Below are 18682 nucleotides of genomic sequence, written 5' to 3' on the forward strand. Positions count from 1 at the left end.
GTCAGGGCGTGGAACGGAGGTCCGGCGGTGGGCACGGTGAACCGTCTCCTCGAGCGGTGGTCGCTCACGCCGCTGGTCAAGCAGGCGCCGTTCGCACTGCTCATCGGCATGGCCACGGTCCTGTCCGTCACCGTTCCGCAGCTCCGCGTCAGCAACGGCGGCGGGCTGCTGACCGCGATCGCCCTGACCGTCGTCGCGACGATCTGGGCCGCTGCCGTGACGGCCCGTCCGACCGCGGTCTCCGCCCTGGTGCACGTCGTCCCGGCGCTCGACTTCATCGCGCTCGGTGTCCTGCGGTGGGCGACCGGCTCGTCGGCGTCCGTCTTCACCGCCCTCGTCGCGCTGCCGGTCGTGTGGCTCGCGGCGCAGGAGGCTCGACGCTTCGTCCTGTACGCCGCGCTCGGCACCGCGGTCGTCATCCTCACCCCGATCGCCCTCGGCGACGGACTCATCGACCCCACCACGGAACTCATCCGCCTCGGCGTGGTGCTGGTGTCATACGGGACACTCGCCGTCGTGGTGAACCAGCTCAGTCGGCTGCACGGTGCACAGCTGCGACGCTCGCAGCGGCGCGAGGAACGGGTCCGCGCCGAACTCGAGCAAGCGGCCGCGGTCCAGCGGTCACTGCTCCCGAAGGCGCTCGGTCCCGTCCCGGGGTACAGCGTGGCCGGCACCTGTCTCCCTGCCCGGACGGTCGGCGGAGACTTCCTGGACTGGTACGAGACCGACGAAGGCCTCGCGATCACCCTGGGCGACGTCATGGGCAAGGGCGTCGGGTCCGGCCTCCTCGCTGCCGCCGTGCGCGCGGTGCTGCGCAGCTCTCGTGCGGATCCCGATCCGGCTGCCGCCGTCGCACGCGCGTCCCAGGGGCTCGCGATCGACCCGGACGGTAGCGGGACGGTCGCCGGGTTCACGACGCTCTTCCACGCACGGGTCGACGGGGACCGGCTGCTCTGGGTCGATGCCGGTCACGGGCTCACCGTGATCGCCCGACACGACGGTTCCGCGGAACGACTCGCATCGGCACAGCTGCCGATCGGGCTCGGCCTGGGGCTCGAGGAGCACTGGACCGCGAACGAGACCCGACTCGAACCCGACGACGTGCTCGTCTGCATCAGCGACGGCGTGCTCGACCTCTTCGGCGGCGAGCTCGATGCTGTCGACCACGTCGCGGCGATCGCACTCGAGGACACCGACCCTGACACGATCGTGGAGCGGCTCATCACCCTCGCCCGGTCCGTCGACCACGATGACGACGTCACAGTGATGGCGCTCCGACGATCGGCGGTGACGGCGGAAGCAGATCCGCACAGCGCCGGACGGTCGGGGTCGCAGTTGGCCGACAGCCGGTAGCGCACGTGCGAACGCCCCGCCGGAGTGCGACGGGGCGTGGCTGGTCGGGTTCAGGCGACCGGACGGACGACGCCCGGCAGGATGCGGCGCAGGCGCTCCGCGAGGGCCGCCTGTGCCTCGTCGAGGGAACGGAAGTCCCCGACGTACTGCCCGAAGGTGTCAGAGACGAAGAAGTGGGTGCCCTGCCGGTCGACCGTGCCGCCGTAGTACCCGGCGTAGTTCGCGGCCCAGAGGCCGGCGTCCGGACGTGTCCAGGTGAGGTGGGCGCGCTGCTCGGGAGCGACGACCTCTGCCTCGATCGCGGTGATCACGCGGATGGTCTCGGTGTCGAGGGTGACCTCGGCCGGTGCGTGGTGTGTGTCGGTCATGCTCGTGGTGTTCCTTCGCGACGCGGTGCCCTGCCCGGGCGGTTGCTGGTTCTTACGGCCGACTACTCGACGGGGCGGATGACGGTCGGCAGCATCACGTGCAGCCGGTCCGCCAGGTTCGCCTGGGCGTCTTCGAGCGAGACGAACTCGCCGACGACGAGGCCGAAGGTGTCCGAGGCGACGTACCGGCCGTCGCGCTTGTCCACGGAGCCGCCGAAGTAGCCGCCGTAGTTCGCGATCCACTCGCCGGCGTCTTCCTGGGTCCAGGTGAGCTTGGCCCGCGCGGGACGGATGCCGCTGGTCGCTTCGGCTTCGAGCACCGCGATCGTGTCGACCGTGTCGGTGTCGAGGGTCAGTTCACGCTGCGGCTTCGTGCTGCTGGCGGTCATGCTCATGGCGCTGCTCCTGTCGCGTTCCGGGGTACATCGTGCGGTGGTACGACCGTATGGCGTCACCGACCTCGCTCGCCATGGGGCCGCGTCGATTCACGGCTTCCGTTCATGCCGAGCATCGGCTGCTCCCGGTTTCCCGGGGTGGTGCGACGCACTTCCGGGGTACACGTCCCCCGATCGCTCCCGCGCTCAGCGGACAGTCCTCCCGCACTCCCGGAACGGACGAGCCCCTACGCGATCGCGCGGAGCGCGTCGGCGATCGTCGCGACGGCGCGGTGGATCTCGGTCGCCACCCGCTCGTGCGTCGACTCGGACCGTCGGTAGGGGTCGTCGACGTCGTCGTCGGCGGGGTCGGCCGGCGGTGCGACGGTGCCGCGCAGCCGTGCGACCCGCTCGACCAGCTGCTCCGGGGACGTGACGTCGGCGAGGTCGTCGGGCTCGAGCCCGTCGAGCACGCGGGCGAACTGCTTGATGGTGAACGCCCGCTTCGACGCCCGCGGCGACAGGCGCACGACGTCGGCCCGGTGCGAGCGCTCAGCAGTCAGCACGAGGTCAGCGGACGCCGCGATCGACTCGGTGAGGTAGCGCGACGCATGCGGCCCGGGATCGCCACCCAGACGCACCGACTGCGACGCGGCGAAGCCGTCCATCGCGGCGCCGTCCTGGGCGATGGTGCCCGCCGACTCGACCGTGACCGAGTCGACGGCACCGAGCTCCGCGCGGAGGAGCTGTTCCCCGAGCGGCGACCGGCAGATGTTGCCGCTGCAGACGAACAGGATCCGCATGGTCAGGACTCGTCGGTCCCGAGCAGGTCGTGCCGGACCACGATCGCGTCACGGCCGGGGCCGACGCCGATCGCCGAGATGCGGGCCCCGGACATCGCCTCGACGGCGAGCACGTAGTCCTGCGCGTTCTTCGGCAGGTCGTCGAACGACCGCGCTCCGGTGATGTCCTCGGTCCAGCCGGGGAACTCCTCGTAGATCGGCTTCGCGTGGTGGAAGTCCGACTGCGAGACCGGCACTTCCTCGACCCGCTCGCCGTCGACCTCGTACGCCACACACACCGGGATGGTGTCGAGGCCGGTGAGGACGTCGAGCTTCGTCAGCACGAAGTCCGTCACGCCGTTGATGCGCGCCGTGTAGCGCGCGATCGGGGCGTCGTACCAGCCGCAGCGGCGCGGACGCCCGGTCGTGGTGCCGAACTCGAAGCCGTTCGCGCGGAGGAACTCCCCCGAGTCGTCGAACAGCTCGGTCGGGAAGGGCCCGGCGCCGACACGCGTCGTGTACGCCTTGACGATGCCGATGATGCGCTCGAGCTTGCCGGGGCCGATGCCCGAACCGGTCGCGGCGCCGCCGGCGGTGGCGGACGAGGACGTCACGAACGGGTAGGTGCCGTGGTCGACGTCGAGCATGGTGGCCTGGCCGGCCTCGAACAGGACGGTCTCGCCCCGCTCGAGTGCACGGTGGATCTCCAGCGCGGTGTCGGCGACCATCGGGCGCAGACGCTCGGCGAAGGACAGCAGCGACTGGACGACCTCTTCGGGGTCGATCGCGCGGCGGTTGAAGACCTTGACCAGCAGGTGGTTCTTCTGGTCGAGTGCGGCTTCGACCTTCTGGCGCAGGATGTTCTCGTCGAAGATGTCCTGGATCCGGATGCCGACGCGGTTGATCTTGTCCGCGTAGGTCGGGCCGATCCCGCGACCGGTGGTGCCGATCTGACGCTTGCCGAGGAAGCGCTCGGTCACCTTGTCGATGGTGCGGTGGTAGTGCGTGATGACGTGGGCGTTCGCGGAGACGCGGAGCTTCGAGACGTCGACGCCGCGGGCCTTCAGCGCGTCGAGCTCCTGGAACAGGACCTCGATGTCGACGACGACGCCGTTGCCGATGACGGGCGTGACCCCGGGGGTCAGGATGCCGGAGGGCAGCAGGTGCAGCGCGTACTTCTCGCCGCCGACGACCACGGTGTGCCCGGCGTTGTTGCCGCCGTTGAACTTGACGACGTAGTCGATGCGGCTGCCGAGGAGGTCGGTCGCCTTCCCCTTGCCTTCGTCGCCCCACTGGGCGCCGATGATGACTGCTGCGGGCATCTGGTTCTCCTCACGTTCGCGGAGGACCTCACACGGCCTCGGGCCGGTGGTCCACCCGAGTCTATCGAACGGCCGCATGAGCGCGCTTTTGGGACGATCGCTGCCAGACCTCCCCAGAACGGGGGCCAATTTCATTCCATTGTTGTACTAAAGCCGATCCACCGACGTAGCCTCGCCCCACACCCCGCGTTCCCGGCGGAGTGTCCTGCAATGGTCCCGCGTCCCTGCGTGTGGACCATCGTCGCGTGAGATCCGCGCGGCTCAGCTGGCGTGCCCGCACGCCGGCCGCGTTCGGTGTGCCCGCCAAACCAGCGGTCCTGCATGTCCGCATGCCCGAACGCACCACACCGTGCCCGTCGTGGCACAGGAAGAAGTTCGACGATGAACAAGGCTCTCTGGAGCAAGAAGGTGCTCGCCGTTCCGGCCTGCGCCGCGATCGTGCTCGGTGGCGTCATGCTGACCGCGCTCCCCGCCAACGCCGCCGCCGCGGACCTCTCCGTCACCAACACGTCCGTCGACGGTCGTGTCCTGACGGTCACCGGGACCGGCACCCCGGGCGAGAACATCCAGCTCGACGAGAACTTCCGGACGTCGCGCCACGTCATCGGCGACTCGGGCACCTGGACGCTCACGTACACCATCCCCGGCACGGACTACGACTCGCACACCTACACGGTGACGCAGACGCTGCCCAACGGCCTCAACCAGGACGGTCAGACCACGGTGACCGCCGCTGCCGAGAACCCCGTCCCGGACTTCGCGATCACGTCGCACTCGGTCTCCGGCCGCACCGTCACGGTGTCCGGCACGGGCAACCCGGACAACACGGTGCAGATCGACCCGCAGTCAGCGCCGATCGTCCGCCACCAGATCGCGGACGACGGCACCTGGTCGTTCACGTTCGACATCGCCGGCACCGACACCGACTCGCACGAGTACACGGTCCTGGAGGAGAACAACAACTTCCAGATCCAGGCGCAGGGCACGTTCACCGCTGCGGCTGAGGCGACGACCCCGGCCTTCGCGATCACGTCCCACTCGGTCTCCGGCCGCACCATCACGGTGTCCGGTACCGGCAACCCCGCCGACACCGTGCAGCTCGACGTCGGCTACCCCGTCGTCCGTCACGACATCGCCGACGACGGCACCTGGTCGTTCACGTACGACATCCCGGGCACCGACACCGACTCGCACACCTACACGGTGCTCGAGGAGCGCCCGAACCTCTCCATCGAGGAGCAGGGCACCTTCACCGCTGCAGCCGAGGCCGCGACGCCGGCGGCCGAGCTCACGCTGACCACGCCGAAGGACGGCGACACCGTCGCGTCCCGCACCGTGACCTTCACGGGCACCGGCACGCCGGGTGACGCGATCGGCGTCCTCACCGCCGACGGCACGACCCTCGCCGCCCCGGCGACGGTCGTCGACGCGGACGGGAACTGGACCACCACCGGGACCTTCTCCGACTCCGCCAGCACCACGCAGGACCTGACCGTGGCCGAGATCGGCGAGGACCTGACGGTCGTCGACTCGATCGACTTCACGATCACCCTGCCGGCCGTGGCCACCACCCCGGGCGGCGGCACGAGCGACCCGGGCACCGGTACCACCCCGGGCGGCGGCACGAGCGACCCCGGCACCGGCACCACCCCGGCCGACACCACCCCGACTGCGAGCGGCACCTCCACCGCCACGAGCGCGGGCACGACCGTCGGCACCCTGCCGGTCGTCAGCGGCTAGTCGATCCGGTTCCACGACGGGAGCGCGACCATCGGTCGCGCTCCCGTTCACCGTTCCGCGATACCCGTTCCCCTCTCCCCTTCCCCCACGGAGGCACGATCTTGACCACCCGCGTCCGCGTTCGCACCGCCATCGCCGTCGGTGCCGCAGCGCTGCTCCTCGTGCTGACGGGCTGCACCGCGACGAGCTCCGACCACGCCGCGAAGCCGACGACCAGCGCGACCGCGACTCGGTCGGCCGCTCCGTACGAGGCTCCGAGCCGCGCAGCCATCGCAACCCTGCCCGAGGCGAAGTACAACGCCGTGATCGGGGGCCTGCTCCCCTATTACCAGAACGACATCCCGAAGGTCGCGGACGAGTCCTACACGATCAACGCCGACGCCCCGCTCTACGGCGACGAGCACCGCACGCCGGTCGCGCGGTTGGCGGCGAAGAACTTCCTCGGTGACCCGACCGTCGTCGTGCCCGTGCGCGTGTCCGGCGACTGGGCCCTCGTGATGACCCCGGCCCGTCAGCAGCTGCCGTCAGCGGCACCGAGCGGCGCTGCAGCGCAGACCGCCGCCTGGATCCGCCGGGACCTGCTGCACAAGCGCACGACCCTGCAGGACCACCTGGTGATCTCGGTGAGCAAGCAGACCGTGTCGATCGTCGGAGCGGGCGGCAAGGTCGCACACGAGTTCCCCGCGGGCGTCGGCGCCGGCGGCACCCCCACCCCGACCGGCGTCATCGGGTACGTCCAGGCGCGGTACCTCGACCCGGCGCAGAACCAGACGGTGCACAAGATCAACCTGACGACCCTGCACTCCGCAGCCGCGGACGAACCCTACGGCGGCGAGGACGGCGGCCTGATCGGGGTGCACTACGAGGCAGCCGCACGAGGAGCGGTGTCGCACGGATGCGTCCGGCTCGACGGCGATGCGGTCGACGCGGTGAACGCACTCCCCCTGGGCACCGTCGTCCAGATCGTGGCCTGACCACTTTCCGCCAGCGGGCGGGCGGATCCTGACGGGCTTGCCCGAGGCGCCTCGACGAGGCCGAGAAGACCGCGGACGACAAGATCGGGAACGAGACCCGGGACACGACGAACGGGAGGCACGGTGCCCGCTGGCACCGTGCCTCCCGTCGGTCTGTCTGGTGACGTCTCGCGGATCAGCCGCGGAAGAAGTCCGCGTAGCTGGGGTCGCCCACCGGGGCGTGGTGGCCGGGTTCGGCCAACCGGCGCTCGACCATCGCCTGGATGACGTCGGGCGGCGTCAGACCGCGACGGCGCCATTCGGCGGGGTTCTGCCGGAGCTGCGTCAACGTGTTCTGCATGAGGACACCGTGCCACATTTTCACTAGTTCCCCTAACTACCTATCCGTCAGACGCACCACGAGCGGCTACCGCTTGGTCACCTTGGCCGTGGCCTTCGACGTCGCGGTACCGTCCTCGTAGCCCTTCGCCGACGCGGTCACCCGGACCTGGAAGCGGTGACCCGCGTCCGAGGAGCCGAGCTTGTACGTCGCCGCCGTTGCACCCTTGACGGCCGCGCCGTCCCGGAGCCACTGGTACGAGTAGCGGACCCCGCGGGCGTCCCACGAGCCGTGGTGTCCGGTCAGCTTCTTGCCGACCTGCGTCACCCCGGAGACCGTGACAGCGCTGCCCTTGCGGAGCGTCACCGTCGGTGCAGCCACGGTCGCGCTGACCGTGTCGGCCTGGTCACCCGCGGCGTTGTGCAGGTGCAGGAGCAGCACCTGCGCACTCGACGTGGACGCCGCACGCGTGACCGCGAGCGAGCCGCTGTCCGGGTGCAGCACCGACGACCCGAAGGACAGTGCCGGGGCGGACGGGTCGAACGTCGCGGTCTTCGTGTCGTCCACCACGTAGGAACCGCTCGTCGCGAGCGCCGGTGCGTAGGACGACTCGGTGAGCACCGAGTAGTCGAACGCGCCGGTGACGCCGATCGCCTCCTGCGAGACGGTCAGGACCTTCACCGCGCTGTCGAACGTGTTGACGTCCTGGCCGGGCGCCCCGCCGTTCAGCGGCTGCGAGTCGAGCGTGTCGCCGGTGGCGAGGTCGATCGTCGTCGCGAACGTCGCGTCCACCGTCGCCGACTTCGCGTCGTACACCAGGTAGTCCGGCGTGCCGTCACGGTCGGCGTCGATGAGCACCTCGACGTTGGTCACGGCGCCGGGGTTGGCGTCGGGACCGGCCGTCTGCACACCGAACGCGAGCGTGCCGTCGGCGACGTTCGCCCCGTAGGCACGGACGTCAGCGGCCTGCAGGGACTGCTTCGCCGAGCCGTCCGGGAACGACTCCTGCGGGTCCGTCCCACCGAGCACGAACGGCGCCACGAGCGCACCGGTCACACCGCGTCCGGCGAGCGCGATGCTCGCGGTGGTCGCGGAGGCCGGGAACGTCACGTCCGAACCGTGCACGGCGCTCACCGCCTTCGGCGCGGCGTAGGTGCCGAGCCGCAGCGGGTTGAGCTTCTTGTCGGTCGGGGTGAAGGTCACCAGGCCGGTGGCTGCCGAGACGAACTCGCGCTGGTAACCCAGCTCGGTCGACTCCTGGGTCGGGTCGATCGTGCGACCGATCTTCGTCGGGTCGGCGATCCGCATCGTCAGGGTGACGGTGGCGGTGCCGTGCGGGACGACCGTGACGCGCTTCTTGTCGACCGAGAACGCGACGCCGGCCTGTGCCACGCGCGACTCGTACGCCACGTCGTAGGTGTGCGGTCGACCGTCGGTGTTCTTGATCTGCAGGGTGCGCTTCTCGGTGGTCGGCGAGGCGACCTCGACGACGCCGAAGGAGGCCGTGACGAGCTGGTCGTTCTCCACGCTCCGCACCGTGGTGCCGGCGGTGACCGCCTGGAGCGCATCGACGCGGCCGGTGCCCTGTCGCAGCAGGGTCGCGTTGCCGTCACCGTCGAGCACGTCGTGCGTCGCGGTGTTCATCAGGGTCGCCTTGACGTCCGGCGCCGACCAGGTCGGGTGCGACTGGAACGTCAGCGCGGCGATGCCCGCCACGTCCGGCGTCGCCATCGACGTGCCGCTCATCGAGAGACGGCCGTCACCGGTGCCGTTGGCCGCGGAGATCACGTTGACCCCCGGGCCGGCGATGTCCGGCTTGACGATGTCGTCGTACGAACCGTGGACACCCCGGCTGGTGAACTGCGCGAGCGTGTTCACCGCCTCGGCGTCGGTGGCGAGCTCGAAGCCCTTGAGCTCGTCGGCGAAGCGCACGTGCAGCGTCCCGGCCTGAGCAGCGGACTGGAGGCTCGACACACTGTCCGCGGTCAGCTCGGCACCCGGGATGGTCGCGTTCCCCGCGATGCCGGACGCGAAGGTGTTGATCGTCCCGGCGAGGAGGACGCCGACGCCGCCGGCGGCCTCGACGTTGGTGAAGCGGACGCCGGAGCCGCACTCGAGCGCGGCGTCGGTCCACTTCAGCCAGACCACCTTGCCGGCGATCTTCGCGGCCTCGTCGGCGCTGAACGCGGCGCAGCCGTCGACGTTCGTCGTCGGGACGACGACGTCGCCCTCGACGGGCAGCTCACCCTGGTAGTTCTGCGAGTACTGCGCACGCCAGGTCTTCGCGACGTCCGCCGGGGCGGTCGCCTGGACACCGTCGTAGAGGCTCTGGCCGGTGGCGCTCGCGGCGACCGTGAGGGCACCCTCCGCGTTCCCCGGCGAACCGCCGATGTCGGTGAAGTCGTCGGCGTTGCCCGAGGCGATGACGGGCAGGACACCGCGGGCGGTGAGCGCGTCGATCTTCGCGTTGTCGGGGTCGTCCGGTGCGCCGTAGTCGGAGCCGAGCGAGAGGTTCAGGACGTTGATGTCCTTGCCCTCGGTGAGCGCCTGGCCGACCCAGTCGAGCGCGGCACCGGTGAGGTCGGTCGAACCGCCGCCGTCACCGAAGACCTTCAGGGCGTAGAGACCCGCCTCTGGTGCGGTGCCCGGACCGACCCACATGTCCTGGACCTGCTCGGTCGTCAGCTTCGTGTAGTCGCCGTCGAAGGTCTGCTTGTCGGCGTCGAGGCCGTACCCGGCGATCGTGCCGGACACGTGCGTCCCGTGGTCGCCGCCCTTGCCGTCGATCGGGTTCGCGTCGGGGGCCGGCGTCGGGTCGTAGGCGGGGTCGCTCGGGTCCGCGTTGTAGGTCGCACCGGCGAAGTCGTAGCCTCCGAGGAACTTCTCGGGGTCGTAGGAACCCGTTGCCGGGGCGCTCGTGCTCGCCAGGGCTGCGTCGTACGCGGCCGTGGTGCCGGGGCCGCCGAAGTCCGCCTGGGTGTAGTCGAGGCCGGTGTCCAGCACGGCGACGTTGACGCCCTTGCCGGTGTGCCCGGTCTGCTGCCACGCGTCGAGCGAGCGCGTGTAGACGTCGCTCGCCGCGTTCTTCGGGCTGACACCGTCGACGCCCGGCTTGACGGCGTCGGGGTCGACACCGCTCGGGGCCGCGTCGGCGCTGTCGCTGACGCTCGGGTCGACGATCTTCTTCGGGGTGAGCGGGATGATGCTCTCGACGTCCGAGCGGTCCGCGATCTCCCGGAGCGCGGCGACGTCGGCGACGACGGCCACCCCGGGCACGGTGTACTCGGTCGTGTACAGCTCGGTCGCGTCGCTGTCGACGGACTGCACGGCATCGCTGACGTCCGACGTCGTCGACTCGATCGCCGAGACACGCTGCTTCGCGGCGGTCGACGGGGTCTTCGACTTCGTGAGGTCGCCGCCCTTCGCCTTCGCGTCCACGGCGAGCGCCCCCTCGCCCGTGGTGCGGACGAAGGCGGCGACGGTCGTCTGCGACTTCGCGTCCCGCAGGGGGGCCGCGAGCTTCAGGTCCGCGGAGCCGACGCCGGCCGACGCCGCCGATGCCGCGCCGCCGACGGCGAGACCGCCGCAGGCGAGGGCTCCGGCAGCGACGAGCGCCGTCGCGATGCGCGTGAAGCGATGTGGACTGTGGTCGTTCGGGGTGTTCGGTGTTGCACGGTTCACTGGGCGCACCTGGAGCTCCATCCGTGTTGCTTTGGGAATTGCTCAGAAGCTATGTGGTGGTTCACAGACGCGGGAGTCGGCACTTTGGGGGACGTCCCCCGAACGGGGGTACCCCGATCCGGTTAACTTGCACAGGCGTGTGCACGTTATTACGATGGTCGTGTGAGCACCCCCACCACACCGATCCGCGCCCCCCGGCGCGACGCGACCGAGAACCGGGCTGCCCTGATCGACGCCGCGAAGACCGTGCTGCAGCGGGATCCGGACGCCTCGCTCGAGACGATCGCGACCGCGGCCGGGCTCTCCCGCCGCGCGGTCTACGGGCACTTCCCCTCCCGCGACGACCTCGTCCGCGCGGTCGTCACCGCCGGCGCCGCACGCGTCGCCGCAGCCATGCCGACCTCCACCGATCTCGGCGACCTCCCGCCGGCAGCGCGCATCGCGGCCATCGCCGTCACCCTCTGGTCCGAGGTCTCCCACGTCCGCTCGATGGCCCGGATCGCCGTCCGGAGCCCCTACGGGGAGTCCGTGGCCGAGGTCTTCGCGCCGCTCCGTGCCCAGGTCCGTGACGCGTGCGCGCTCGGGATCGCGGACGGATCGATGCGCACCGACGTCGACGCGGCCACACTCGGACGTCTGGTCGAGGGCGCGTGCATCGCCGTCCTCGACGAAGCCACCCGCTCCGGTACCCCGGACCAGGCCGGCCGACGCATGGTCGTCCTCTCCGCACTGGGGATGGCCGGCATCGACTGGCGCACCGCCGCACTGACCGACCCACTCGACCCCGCCCAGGGAGCACCAGCATGAGCACGCTCGAGATCGACACCGCCGGCATCGGCGACGAACCGGGAGCACCGCTGCCCGTCGTCTCCGCCGTCGCCGGGCCGCACCGCCCGGGCATCGTCGCCGTCGAGACCGAGCAGGCCCCCGTGCTCGCCTCCCTCGTCGCCGGCGGCCGGATGAAGCCGGACCGCGGGCGGGTGCTCCTCGACGGGCACGACGACCCCGCGGCGCTCCGCCGGGCGTTCGCGCTCGTGGACACCCCGGGGGTCGCCGAGCCCTTCCCCGTCATGACGCTCCGACGCATCGTGCGTGAAGAGCTCGCGTTCGCCGGGCAGCGCCCCTCCCGCGAGCACATCGACACCGTGCTCGACGAACTCGGCGTGAGCGCGTACGCCGACACCGCCGTGCAGCGCGTCCCCACCGACGTCCGGGTCCGGCTGCTCGTCGAGCTCGCACTGCTGCGGGACGGCGTCACCGGCCTGGTGATCACCTCCCCCGAACGCCACGGCGGCTCGGTCGCGAGCTGGTTCGCCGTCGTCCGCGACGTTGCCCAGCGCGGCATCACCGTGCTCCTCGTCACTTCGAAGGCCGCGGCGGAGACCGCCGAGCGCCTGCTGGCGACCATCCCCGTGCCGAACGACGACCTGCCCGACGAGGGCGCATCCGCAACTGAGGGTCCCGATGACGCGACCTCCCCCACCGGAGGCGAGCAGCGCCTCCCGTCGGACACCCTGGAGACCCGCTCGTGACCACCACCTCGCTCGTCCGCGCCGAACTCGCGCGCCTCACCGCGACCCCGCTCGCCCGCCTGGCGTTCATCGCGCTCATGGTCGTCCCGCTGCTCTACGGCGGCGCGTACCTCTGGGCGAACCGCGACCCCTACGCCAAGCTCGACCAGGTCCCCGCGGCGATCGTGAACCAGGACGCCGGCGCCACGCTCGACGGCGACACCGTGAACTACGGCAAGGACGTCACGAAGCGCGCGATCGACGGCGGCGACTTCGGGTGGGTGAAGACCACCGCGGCCGACGCCCGCTCGGGTGTCCGGAACGGCACGTACGACTTCGTGGTGACGATCCCGCACGACTTCTCGGAGTCGCTGGTGTCGGCGCAGACGAACGACCCGAAGCGTGCCGAACTCGTCATGACGACGGCGGACACGAACTCCTACCTCGCGTCGACCATCGCGGAGCAGGCCGGCAAGACCATGCGCACCGCCGTGGCCGAACAGGTCGGGAAGAAGGCGGCGAAGACCCTGCTCGTCGGGCTGGCCGACGTGCGCGACAGCCTCGGCGACGCGGTCGACGGGGCCGGCGACCTCGCTTCCGGAGCCACCACCGCGTCGAACGGCGCCGACCAGCTCGCCGACGGCACCGGCAAGCTCGAGAGCGGCGCGGCGCAGCTCGCTGCGGGCACCGCGGACCTCCCCGCGCAGACGACGAAGCTCAACGACGGCGCGCAGCAGGTGGCGACGGGAGCCGGGTCGTTGTCGTCCGGGCTGTCCACGCTGCAGCAGTCCACGGCGTCGCTGCCGTCCCAGACCACGCAGCTGGACGACGGTGCCACGAAGCTGCAGAGCGGGCTCCACCAGCTCCGCGACCAGACCGCGACGCTGCCGGCCGACACGAAGACGCTCGCCACCGGTGCCGCTGCAGTGGCCTCCGGGAACGCGACGCTCGCGACGGACGCGCAGCCGCTCATCGACGGGGTCGAACAGCTCGCCGCCGACTCACCGCAGCTCGTCGCGACGCTGAAGCCCGTCGTGCAGGCGTCGACGGTGCTGACCGCAGCGCAGAAGACCGAGCTCCTCGCCACCCTGGACACGCTCCAGACGCAGAGTTCGCAGCTCGGCGCCGGCGGCGCCGCGGTGTCCGAGGCGCTCGGCAAGCTGCAGACCGGCAGTGCACAGGTGTCCGACGGCGCGTCGAAGCTCGCGACCGCCGCGCCGCAGCTGACGTCCGGCGTCCAGCAGCTCTCCGATGGGTCGGACTCGCTGGCCGCCGGCACCGGGAAGCTCGCGGCCGCGGCACCGGCGCTGACCAACGGCATCTCCTCCGCAGCCACCGGTGCGTCCACGCTGTCGAACGGCGCCTCGCAGGTCGCAGCAGGCACGTCGAAGCTGGCGTCCGCCGCACCGACGCTGTCGAACGGCGCCGCGACGCTGGCCACGGGGACCGCTTCCGCCGACGACGGCGCGAAGTCGCTGGCGAGCGGGCTGCACACGCTGTCCTCCGGTGCGTCCACGCTCGCGTCGAAGCTCGACGAGGGCCGGACGAAGATCCCGGCGTCGACCGCGTCCCAGCGATCGGCACAGGCGTCGGTGATCTCGAACCCGGTGAAGGTCGGTGACGACAACGTCGCCGCGGCCGACAACTACGGAGCCGGCCTCGCGCCGTTCTTCATCTCGCTGGCGGCCTGGATCGGCATGTACGCGCTGTTCCTCATCCTCAAGCCGATCTCGAAGCGGGCGATCACCGCCGTGCGGAAGCCGCTGCAGATCGTCCTCGGCGGGTGGCTCACCCCCGTGGTGCTCGGCATCGTGCAGATGGTGGCGCTGTTCTTCATCGTGCGGTTCGCGCTCGACCTGAACGTGGTGCACGCCGGAGCGACGATCGGGGTGATGGTGCTGGCATCGGCGACGTTCGCGGCGGTCCTGATGGCGCTCAACGTGCTCCTCGGGTCCGTCGGACAGTTCCTCGGCCTGGTGCTCATGCTGGTGCAGCTCGTCACCGCCGGTGGCACGTTCCCCTGGCAGACCCTCCCCGGGCCGTTGGCGGCGCTGCACTTCGCCCTGCCGATGACGTACTCCGTCGACGCCCTGCGGCAGACGATGTACGGCGGGTCAGCGGGTGCGGCGTGGTCGGACGCGGGCGTGCTCGCATGCTGGATGCTCGGCGCGCTGCTGGTCACCTTCGTGGTGGCTGCCCGGCAGGGCCGCTCCCGGACGCTGCGCGACCTGCGCCCGAGCCTGATCGGGTAGCGCCCGGCGCCAGCGAGCGCCGCCGCGGCCGGGCGCCGGGCGCCGGCGCCGCCTGCCTTCGCACAATCGAAAGCACTCCGCACCACGTGATCCCGTGGTGCGGAGTGCTTTCGGTTGTGCGAAGCCGCGCCGCACCGCGCTCGCCCGGCGCCCGCGAGCGCCGCGACCTCGGCGCGCGTAGCGTCGCGGACATGGCGACGCTGCTCATCACCGGGGCGGCCGGACGCATCGCGACGGCGTTGCGTCCCCGGCTGCTGGACGCTGGACACGACCTCGTGCTGCTCGACGAGCGGCCCCCGGACCCACCGGTCGGGGATCGCGAGCGGTTCGTCCCCGGGTCGGTGAACGACCGCGCGGCGCTCGAGACCGCGCTGCCCGGGGTCGACACGGTCGTGCACCTGGCCGGCATCCCGACCGAGGACACCTGGGACGCGCTCATCGACGCCAACGTCACCGGGACGAAGAACGTCCTGGAGGCCGCTGCCGCCGCCGGGGTGCTCCGGGTCGTCCAGGCGAGCTCGATCCACGCCGTCGGCCGGGTGCCCGAGGAGACCGACGCACCCGCGAGCGTCCCCGGCGACCGGCTCCCCCGGCCCGACTCGTACTACGGCGTGACGAAGGCGGCGATGGAGCTCCTCGGGAGCCTCTTCGCCGACCGGTACGAGATGTCCGTCGTGTCCGCCCGGATCGGCGCGTTCGGGGAGCGTCCGGACTCGCGCCGGGCGCTGCTGATGTGGAGCTCGCCGGACGACCTCGCCCGGCTGGTGTCGGCGACGGTCGAGCTGACCGAACCCGGGCACCACGTGGTGTGGGCGGTGTCGCGGAACAGCGGCGCGCCCGCGGACTTCACCGCCGGCGAGCGGATCGGCTTCCACCCCGTCGACGACGCGTCCACGGTGCTCGACGCCGACGAACGGGCGGCGCTCCCGCCGGAGGACATGGCGTTCCTCGGCGGCGGCATGGCGGACATGCCCCTCGGACACCCGCGCGACTGACCCGCCCCGTACCCCAGGCACGCCCCGCTACGATCGGGGGACGCAAGCCGGAGGTCGATGCTGACAATGGGAGACGCGAAACCCGCGACGATCTACGACGTCGCTGCCCGGGCGGGGGTGTCGAAGTCGCTCGTCTCGCTCGTGCTGCAACGGTCCCCGCGCGTGAGCGAGCAACGCCGAGCAGCCGTCCTCACGGCGATCCAGGAACTCGACTACCGGCCCTCCACCGCAGCGGTCTCGCTCGCCGGCACCCGGAGCCGCACGATCGGCGTCGTGCTCGACGACTTCCGCAACCAGTGGTTCGTGGACCTGCTGACCGGCCTCCGGGAAGCCCTGCAGGACCAGGGCCACCGGCTCGTCGTCGCGGACCGGTTCCTCAACACGGGACTCGACGCCTCCCCGGTGGAGGGCTTCCTCTCGATGCGCGTCGAGGGCATCGTCATCGCGGGTGAGCCCGACACCGACCTCGCCATCCCCGCGTCCACCCCGCTCGTCATCGCCGGGGGCCGGCTGTCGATCCCCCGCGCGGACACGGTCGCGAACGACGACCGTGCCGGCGGCCGGATGGCGGCGCAGCACCTCCTCGGGCTCGGGCACACCCGGCTCGGCTTCGTCGGCGCGCAGTCCGCAGCGGCCGTCGAGCGGCTCGCCGGCTTCCGGGACGGTGTCGGCGAGTCCGCTGCCGTCGCGGTCTCCAGCCTCGCGGGCGAGCTGACCGAGGACGCCGGAGCACGCGCCACCCGGGCGCTCCTCGACGAGCACCCCGACGTCACGGCCGTGTTCGCCGGCAACGACGTGATGGCGCTCGGCGCGATGTCCGCCCTCGCCGAGCGCGGACTCCGCGTCCCCGAGGACGTCTCGGTCATCGGCTACGACGACACCCCGATCGCGGCCACTCGGTACGTCGGGCTGACGAGCATCGACGACCGCAGCGTCGAGATCGGCCGCGGGTCCGGGGAACGCCTGCTCGCCCGCATCGCCGATCCGGACATCGCGGCGACGGAGACGCTGGTGGAACCCCGCCTGGTCGCCCGGCGCACGACCGCCAGGCGCTGACGCCACCCCGGCCGGGAGGCCCACCGCACCCCCGCCAGACCGGCACCGGCCCGGCACTCAGCGCGCGGGCGCCGCGTGCCGGACGATCCAGGCGTGCATGACGATGGCGGCCGCCGCCGAGGCGTTGATGCTCCGCGTCGACCCGTACTGCGCGATCTCCAGGTGCCCGTCCGCGCCGGCGACGGCCTCGTCGGTGAGCCCCGGCCCCTCTTGCCCGAACAGGAACACGCACCGCTCCGGCACCTCGGCGGTCTCGAGCATCGCGGCTCCGGGGGTGTTGTCGATCGCGATGACCGGCCGCCCCTCGTCGCGCATGGCCGCCAGGAACGACGCCACGTCCGGGTGGTTCCGCACGTGCTGGTACCGGTCGGTGACCATAGCGCCGCGGCGGTTCCACCGACGACGCCCGATGATGTGCACGGTGCCCGCCAGGAACGCGTTGGCACTCCGCACGATCGATCCGATGTTGAGGTCGTGCTGCCAGTTCTCGATCGCCACGTCGAAGCCGTGCCGGCGGGTGTCGAGGTCCGCGACGATGGCCTCCATCGACCAGTAGCGGTAGTGGTCGACGACGTTGCGGGTGTCCCCGTGCTCCAGCAGCTCGGGGTCGAGCCGGGGGTCGTCCGGCCAGGGCCGTGGGTGCGGGCCGACCCCGTGCGTCGTGCGCTCGTGCGTCGGCGCGGGCAGGTCGGTCGGAGCGGGCGACTCGGTCGGGGCGGGCTCGTCGGTCACGACTCCAGGGTAGAGCCGCGGCGGTCAGGCGCGGGCCGGCCCGGACGAGCACGCCCCGGCCGACGCTCAGTACGAGTACGACGGGGCGGGAGCGTTCGCCGCGAGGACCGCGATCAGCACGAACAGCCCGATGTACAGCAGTGTGATCGCCCCGCCGACGATGACCGCGGCGAGCGCGAGACCGCGGCCACCCTCGGACCGCTTGCGGGCCTGCGACATCGCGACGAAACCGAGGACGAACCCGATCAGCGGTGCGACGAACGCGGCGACGAGCGCGATGATCGCGAGTGTGTTCGTTCGCTGGGGGACGGATGCGGAGGGCTGCTGCGTGGCGGGCTGGGGAAACTGGTACTGAGTGGACATCGCGAAAGACGGTATCTCAGATCTTTTTTTGTTGGGAACCGTATCGAAATTCAGCGCACGCGCGACTCGATGCCCGCGAGCAGGACGTCGAGCCCGAGCTGGAAGCGGTCCTCGTACGAGTGCGTCCCGACGAGCTCACTGACGAGGGCGTGCCGTTCCGGTCGTCCGGCATCCGCGTCGCCACGGCCGACCTGCACGCCGGCGTGCCCCACGACGAAGTCGTAGACGACGAAGAACGCGTACATCGCCTCGGCGTCGGGCAGTCCGCCGGTGCGCAGGGCGCCGACGACCGTCCGGACCACGCCGTCGGACTCGTCGGACACGAGCGGCCCGCGGCGGCTGTGCGACTCGAGCACGAGCGGGTGGGTGCGCATCAGGTCACGGAAGGTGGTCGCGAAGGTCCGCACCACCGCCTGCCACTCCGACGGCCAGACGAACGTCGACGCGAACTCGTCCACGGTGCGGCGGACGATCTCCGCGTGCAGGTCGTCGAGGCCGCCGATGGTCCGGTGCACCGTCATCGGTGCGACGCCGAGCCGCTGCCCGAGCGCCCGGAAGGAGAGCCGCTCGAGCCCGTCCTCGTTCGCGATCACCGTGGCGGCGTCGATCACCTGCTCGCGGCTCAGCACGTTGGGGCGTCCCCGGCGTCGTCGCGGCGCCACGACCTCACCCGCGGCGGAGGCCGCAGCCGACACCGCGGCCGCAGCCGGTCGGGGTGTCACGGTCGGGTTTCCGGGTTCGACGAGCACGGGTGGCCTCCTTGTTGCGGTACGTGTCCCGAAAAGCCTAGGGCAAAGCCGAGTGGCATTCGGTGTCTCGACCTTCTCGGGTCCGGAAGCGGCGCGCAAGAGCCGATCGGA

17 protein-coding genes are annotated in these 18682 nt (G+C 71.4%); 8 read left to right on the forward strand and 9 right to left on the reverse strand.

The genetic code is table 11. From position 1 onward, the window contains the following. The first annotated feature begins 36 nt into the window (after positions 1-36). Positions 37-1353 (forward strand): PP2C family protein-serine/threonine phosphatase, encoded by a 1317-nt coding sequence (locus EDF55_RS08480; RefSeq protein WP_123654451.1) that lies wholly within the window; start codon positions 37-39, stop codon positions 1351-1353. A 50-nt stretch (positions 1354-1403) separates the two neighbouring features. On the opposite strand, the gene EDF55_RS08485 is transcribed toward EDF55_RS08480, so the two are convergent. The 4 genes from EDF55_RS08485 to EDF55_RS08500 form a co-directional block, all read right to left on the reverse strand. Continuing rightward, positions 1404-1721 carry a hypothetical protein gene (locus tag EDF55_RS08485; protein WP_123654452.1) on the reverse strand — a complete coding sequence of 106 codons (318 nt, stop codon included), beginning with the start codon at positions 1719-1721 and terminating at the stop codon, positions 1404-1406. A 62-nt stretch (positions 1722-1783) separates the two neighbouring features. Next, the gene (locus EDF55_RS08490; RefSeq protein ID WP_123654453.1) at positions 1784-2116 is read right to left on the reverse strand and encodes a hypothetical protein; all 333 of its coding nucleotides are present in this window, start codon (positions 2114-2116) and stop codon (positions 1784-1786) included. A 227-nt stretch (positions 2117-2343) separates the two neighbouring features. Continuing rightward, entirely contained in the window at positions 2344-2898 is a 555-nt protein-coding gene (locus EDF55_RS08495) for a low molecular weight phosphatase family protein (protein WP_123654454.1), read from the reverse strand. Between the two features lie 2 nt (positions 2899-2900). Further along, entirely contained in the window at positions 2901-4199 is a 1299-nt protein-coding gene (locus EDF55_RS08500) for an adenylosuccinate synthase (RefSeq protein WP_123654455.1), read from the reverse strand. 381 nt (positions 4200-4580) lie between these two features. On the opposite strand from EDF55_RS08500, the gene EDF55_RS08505 reads away from it, so the two are divergent. After that, positions 4581-5939 carry an isopeptide-forming domain-containing fimbrial protein gene (locus EDF55_RS08505; protein WP_123654456.1) on the forward strand — a complete coding sequence of 453 codons (1359 nt, stop codon included), beginning with the start codon at positions 4581-4583 and terminating at the stop codon, positions 5937-5939. 101 nt (positions 5940-6040) lie between these two features. Beyond that, positions 6041-6913 carry a L,D-transpeptidase gene (locus EDF55_RS08510; RefSeq protein ID WP_123654457.1) on the forward strand — a complete coding sequence of 291 codons (873 nt, stop codon included), beginning with the start codon at positions 6041-6043 and terminating at the stop codon, positions 6911-6913. Positions 6914-7088: 175 nt separating this feature from the next. Here EDF55_RS08510 and EDF55_RS18760 read toward each other — a convergent pair whose 3' ends face one another. Together EDF55_RS18760 and EDF55_RS08515 are read right to left on the reverse strand one after the other, a co-directional pair. After that, the gene (locus EDF55_RS18760; RefSeq protein ID WP_165931285.1) at positions 7089-7253 is read right to left on the reverse strand and encodes a hypothetical protein; all 165 of its coding nucleotides are present in this window, start codon (positions 7251-7253) and stop codon (positions 7089-7091) included. Positions 7254-7319: 66 nt separating this feature from the next. Continuing rightward, a complete protein-coding gene (locus EDF55_RS08515; RefSeq protein ID WP_123654458.1) occupies positions 7320-10913 on the reverse strand; it encodes a S8 family serine peptidase in 3594 nt (1197 codons plus the stop codon). 162 nt (positions 10914-11075) lie between these two features. Here EDF55_RS08515 and EDF55_RS08520 point away from each other — a divergent pair, with 162 nt between their 5' ends. From EDF55_RS08520 to EDF55_RS08540, 5 genes are all read left to right on the forward strand, one after another. After that, on the forward strand, positions 11076-11720 hold the full coding sequence (locus tag EDF55_RS08520; RefSeq protein ID WP_123654459.1) for a TetR/AcrR family transcriptional regulator: 645 nt from the start codon (positions 11076-11078) through the stop codon (positions 11718-11720). Then, positions 11717-12445, forward strand: coding sequence for a hypothetical protein (locus EDF55_RS08525; protein ID WP_123654460.1), 729 nt, complete (start codon positions 11717-11719; stop codon positions 12443-12445). Before EDF55_RS08520 ends, EDF55_RS08525 begins: the two co-directional genes overlap by 4 nt. Then, positions 12442-14676: a YhgE/Pip domain-containing protein gene (locus EDF55_RS08530; RefSeq protein ID WP_123654461.1), complete on the forward strand. Its 2235-nt coding sequence runs from the start codon at positions 12442-12444 to the stop codon at positions 14674-14676. The genes EDF55_RS08525 and EDF55_RS08530 overlap by 4 nt, the downstream gene beginning before the upstream one ends. A 191-nt stretch (positions 14677-14867) precedes the next feature. Then, entirely contained in the window at positions 14868-15671 is an 804-nt protein-coding gene (locus tag EDF55_RS08535; RefSeq protein ID WP_185017247.1) for an NAD(P)-dependent oxidoreductase, read from the forward strand. Positions 15672-15737: 66 nt separating this feature from the next. Further along, positions 15738-16727, forward strand: coding sequence for a LacI family DNA-binding transcriptional regulator (locus tag EDF55_RS08540; RefSeq protein WP_123654464.1), 990 nt, complete (start codon positions 15738-15740; stop codon positions 16725-16727). A 57-nt stretch (positions 16728-16784) separates the two neighbouring features. Here the strand turns inward: EDF55_RS08540 and EDF55_RS08545 are convergent, their stop codons facing one another. The 3 genes from EDF55_RS08545 to EDF55_RS08555 all read right to left on the reverse strand — a co-directional run bounded on the left by EDF55_RS08545 (position 16785) and on the right by EDF55_RS08555 (position 18571). Further along, positions 16785-17459, reverse strand: coding sequence for a TrmH family RNA methyltransferase (locus tag EDF55_RS08545; protein WP_207909540.1), 675 nt, complete (start codon positions 17457-17459; stop codon positions 16785-16787). Positions 17460-17525: 66 nt separating this feature from the next. Beyond that, a complete protein-coding gene (locus EDF55_RS08550; RefSeq protein WP_123654465.1) occupies positions 17526-17822 on the reverse strand; it encodes a DUF4190 domain-containing protein in 297 nt (98 codons plus the stop codon). A 50-nt stretch (positions 17823-17872) separates the two neighbouring features. Further along, positions 17873-18571: a TetR/AcrR family transcriptional regulator C-terminal domain-containing protein gene (locus EDF55_RS08555; protein ID WP_132046724.1), complete on the reverse strand. Its 699-nt coding sequence runs from the start codon at positions 18569-18571 to the stop codon at positions 17873-17875. Between the last annotated feature and the right edge of the window lie 111 nt (positions 18572-18682).

Source organism: Curtobacterium sp. ZW137 (assembly GCF_003762905.1).
Taxonomy (GTDB): domain Bacteria; phylum Actinomycetota; class Actinomycetes; order Actinomycetales; family Microbacteriaceae; genus Curtobacterium.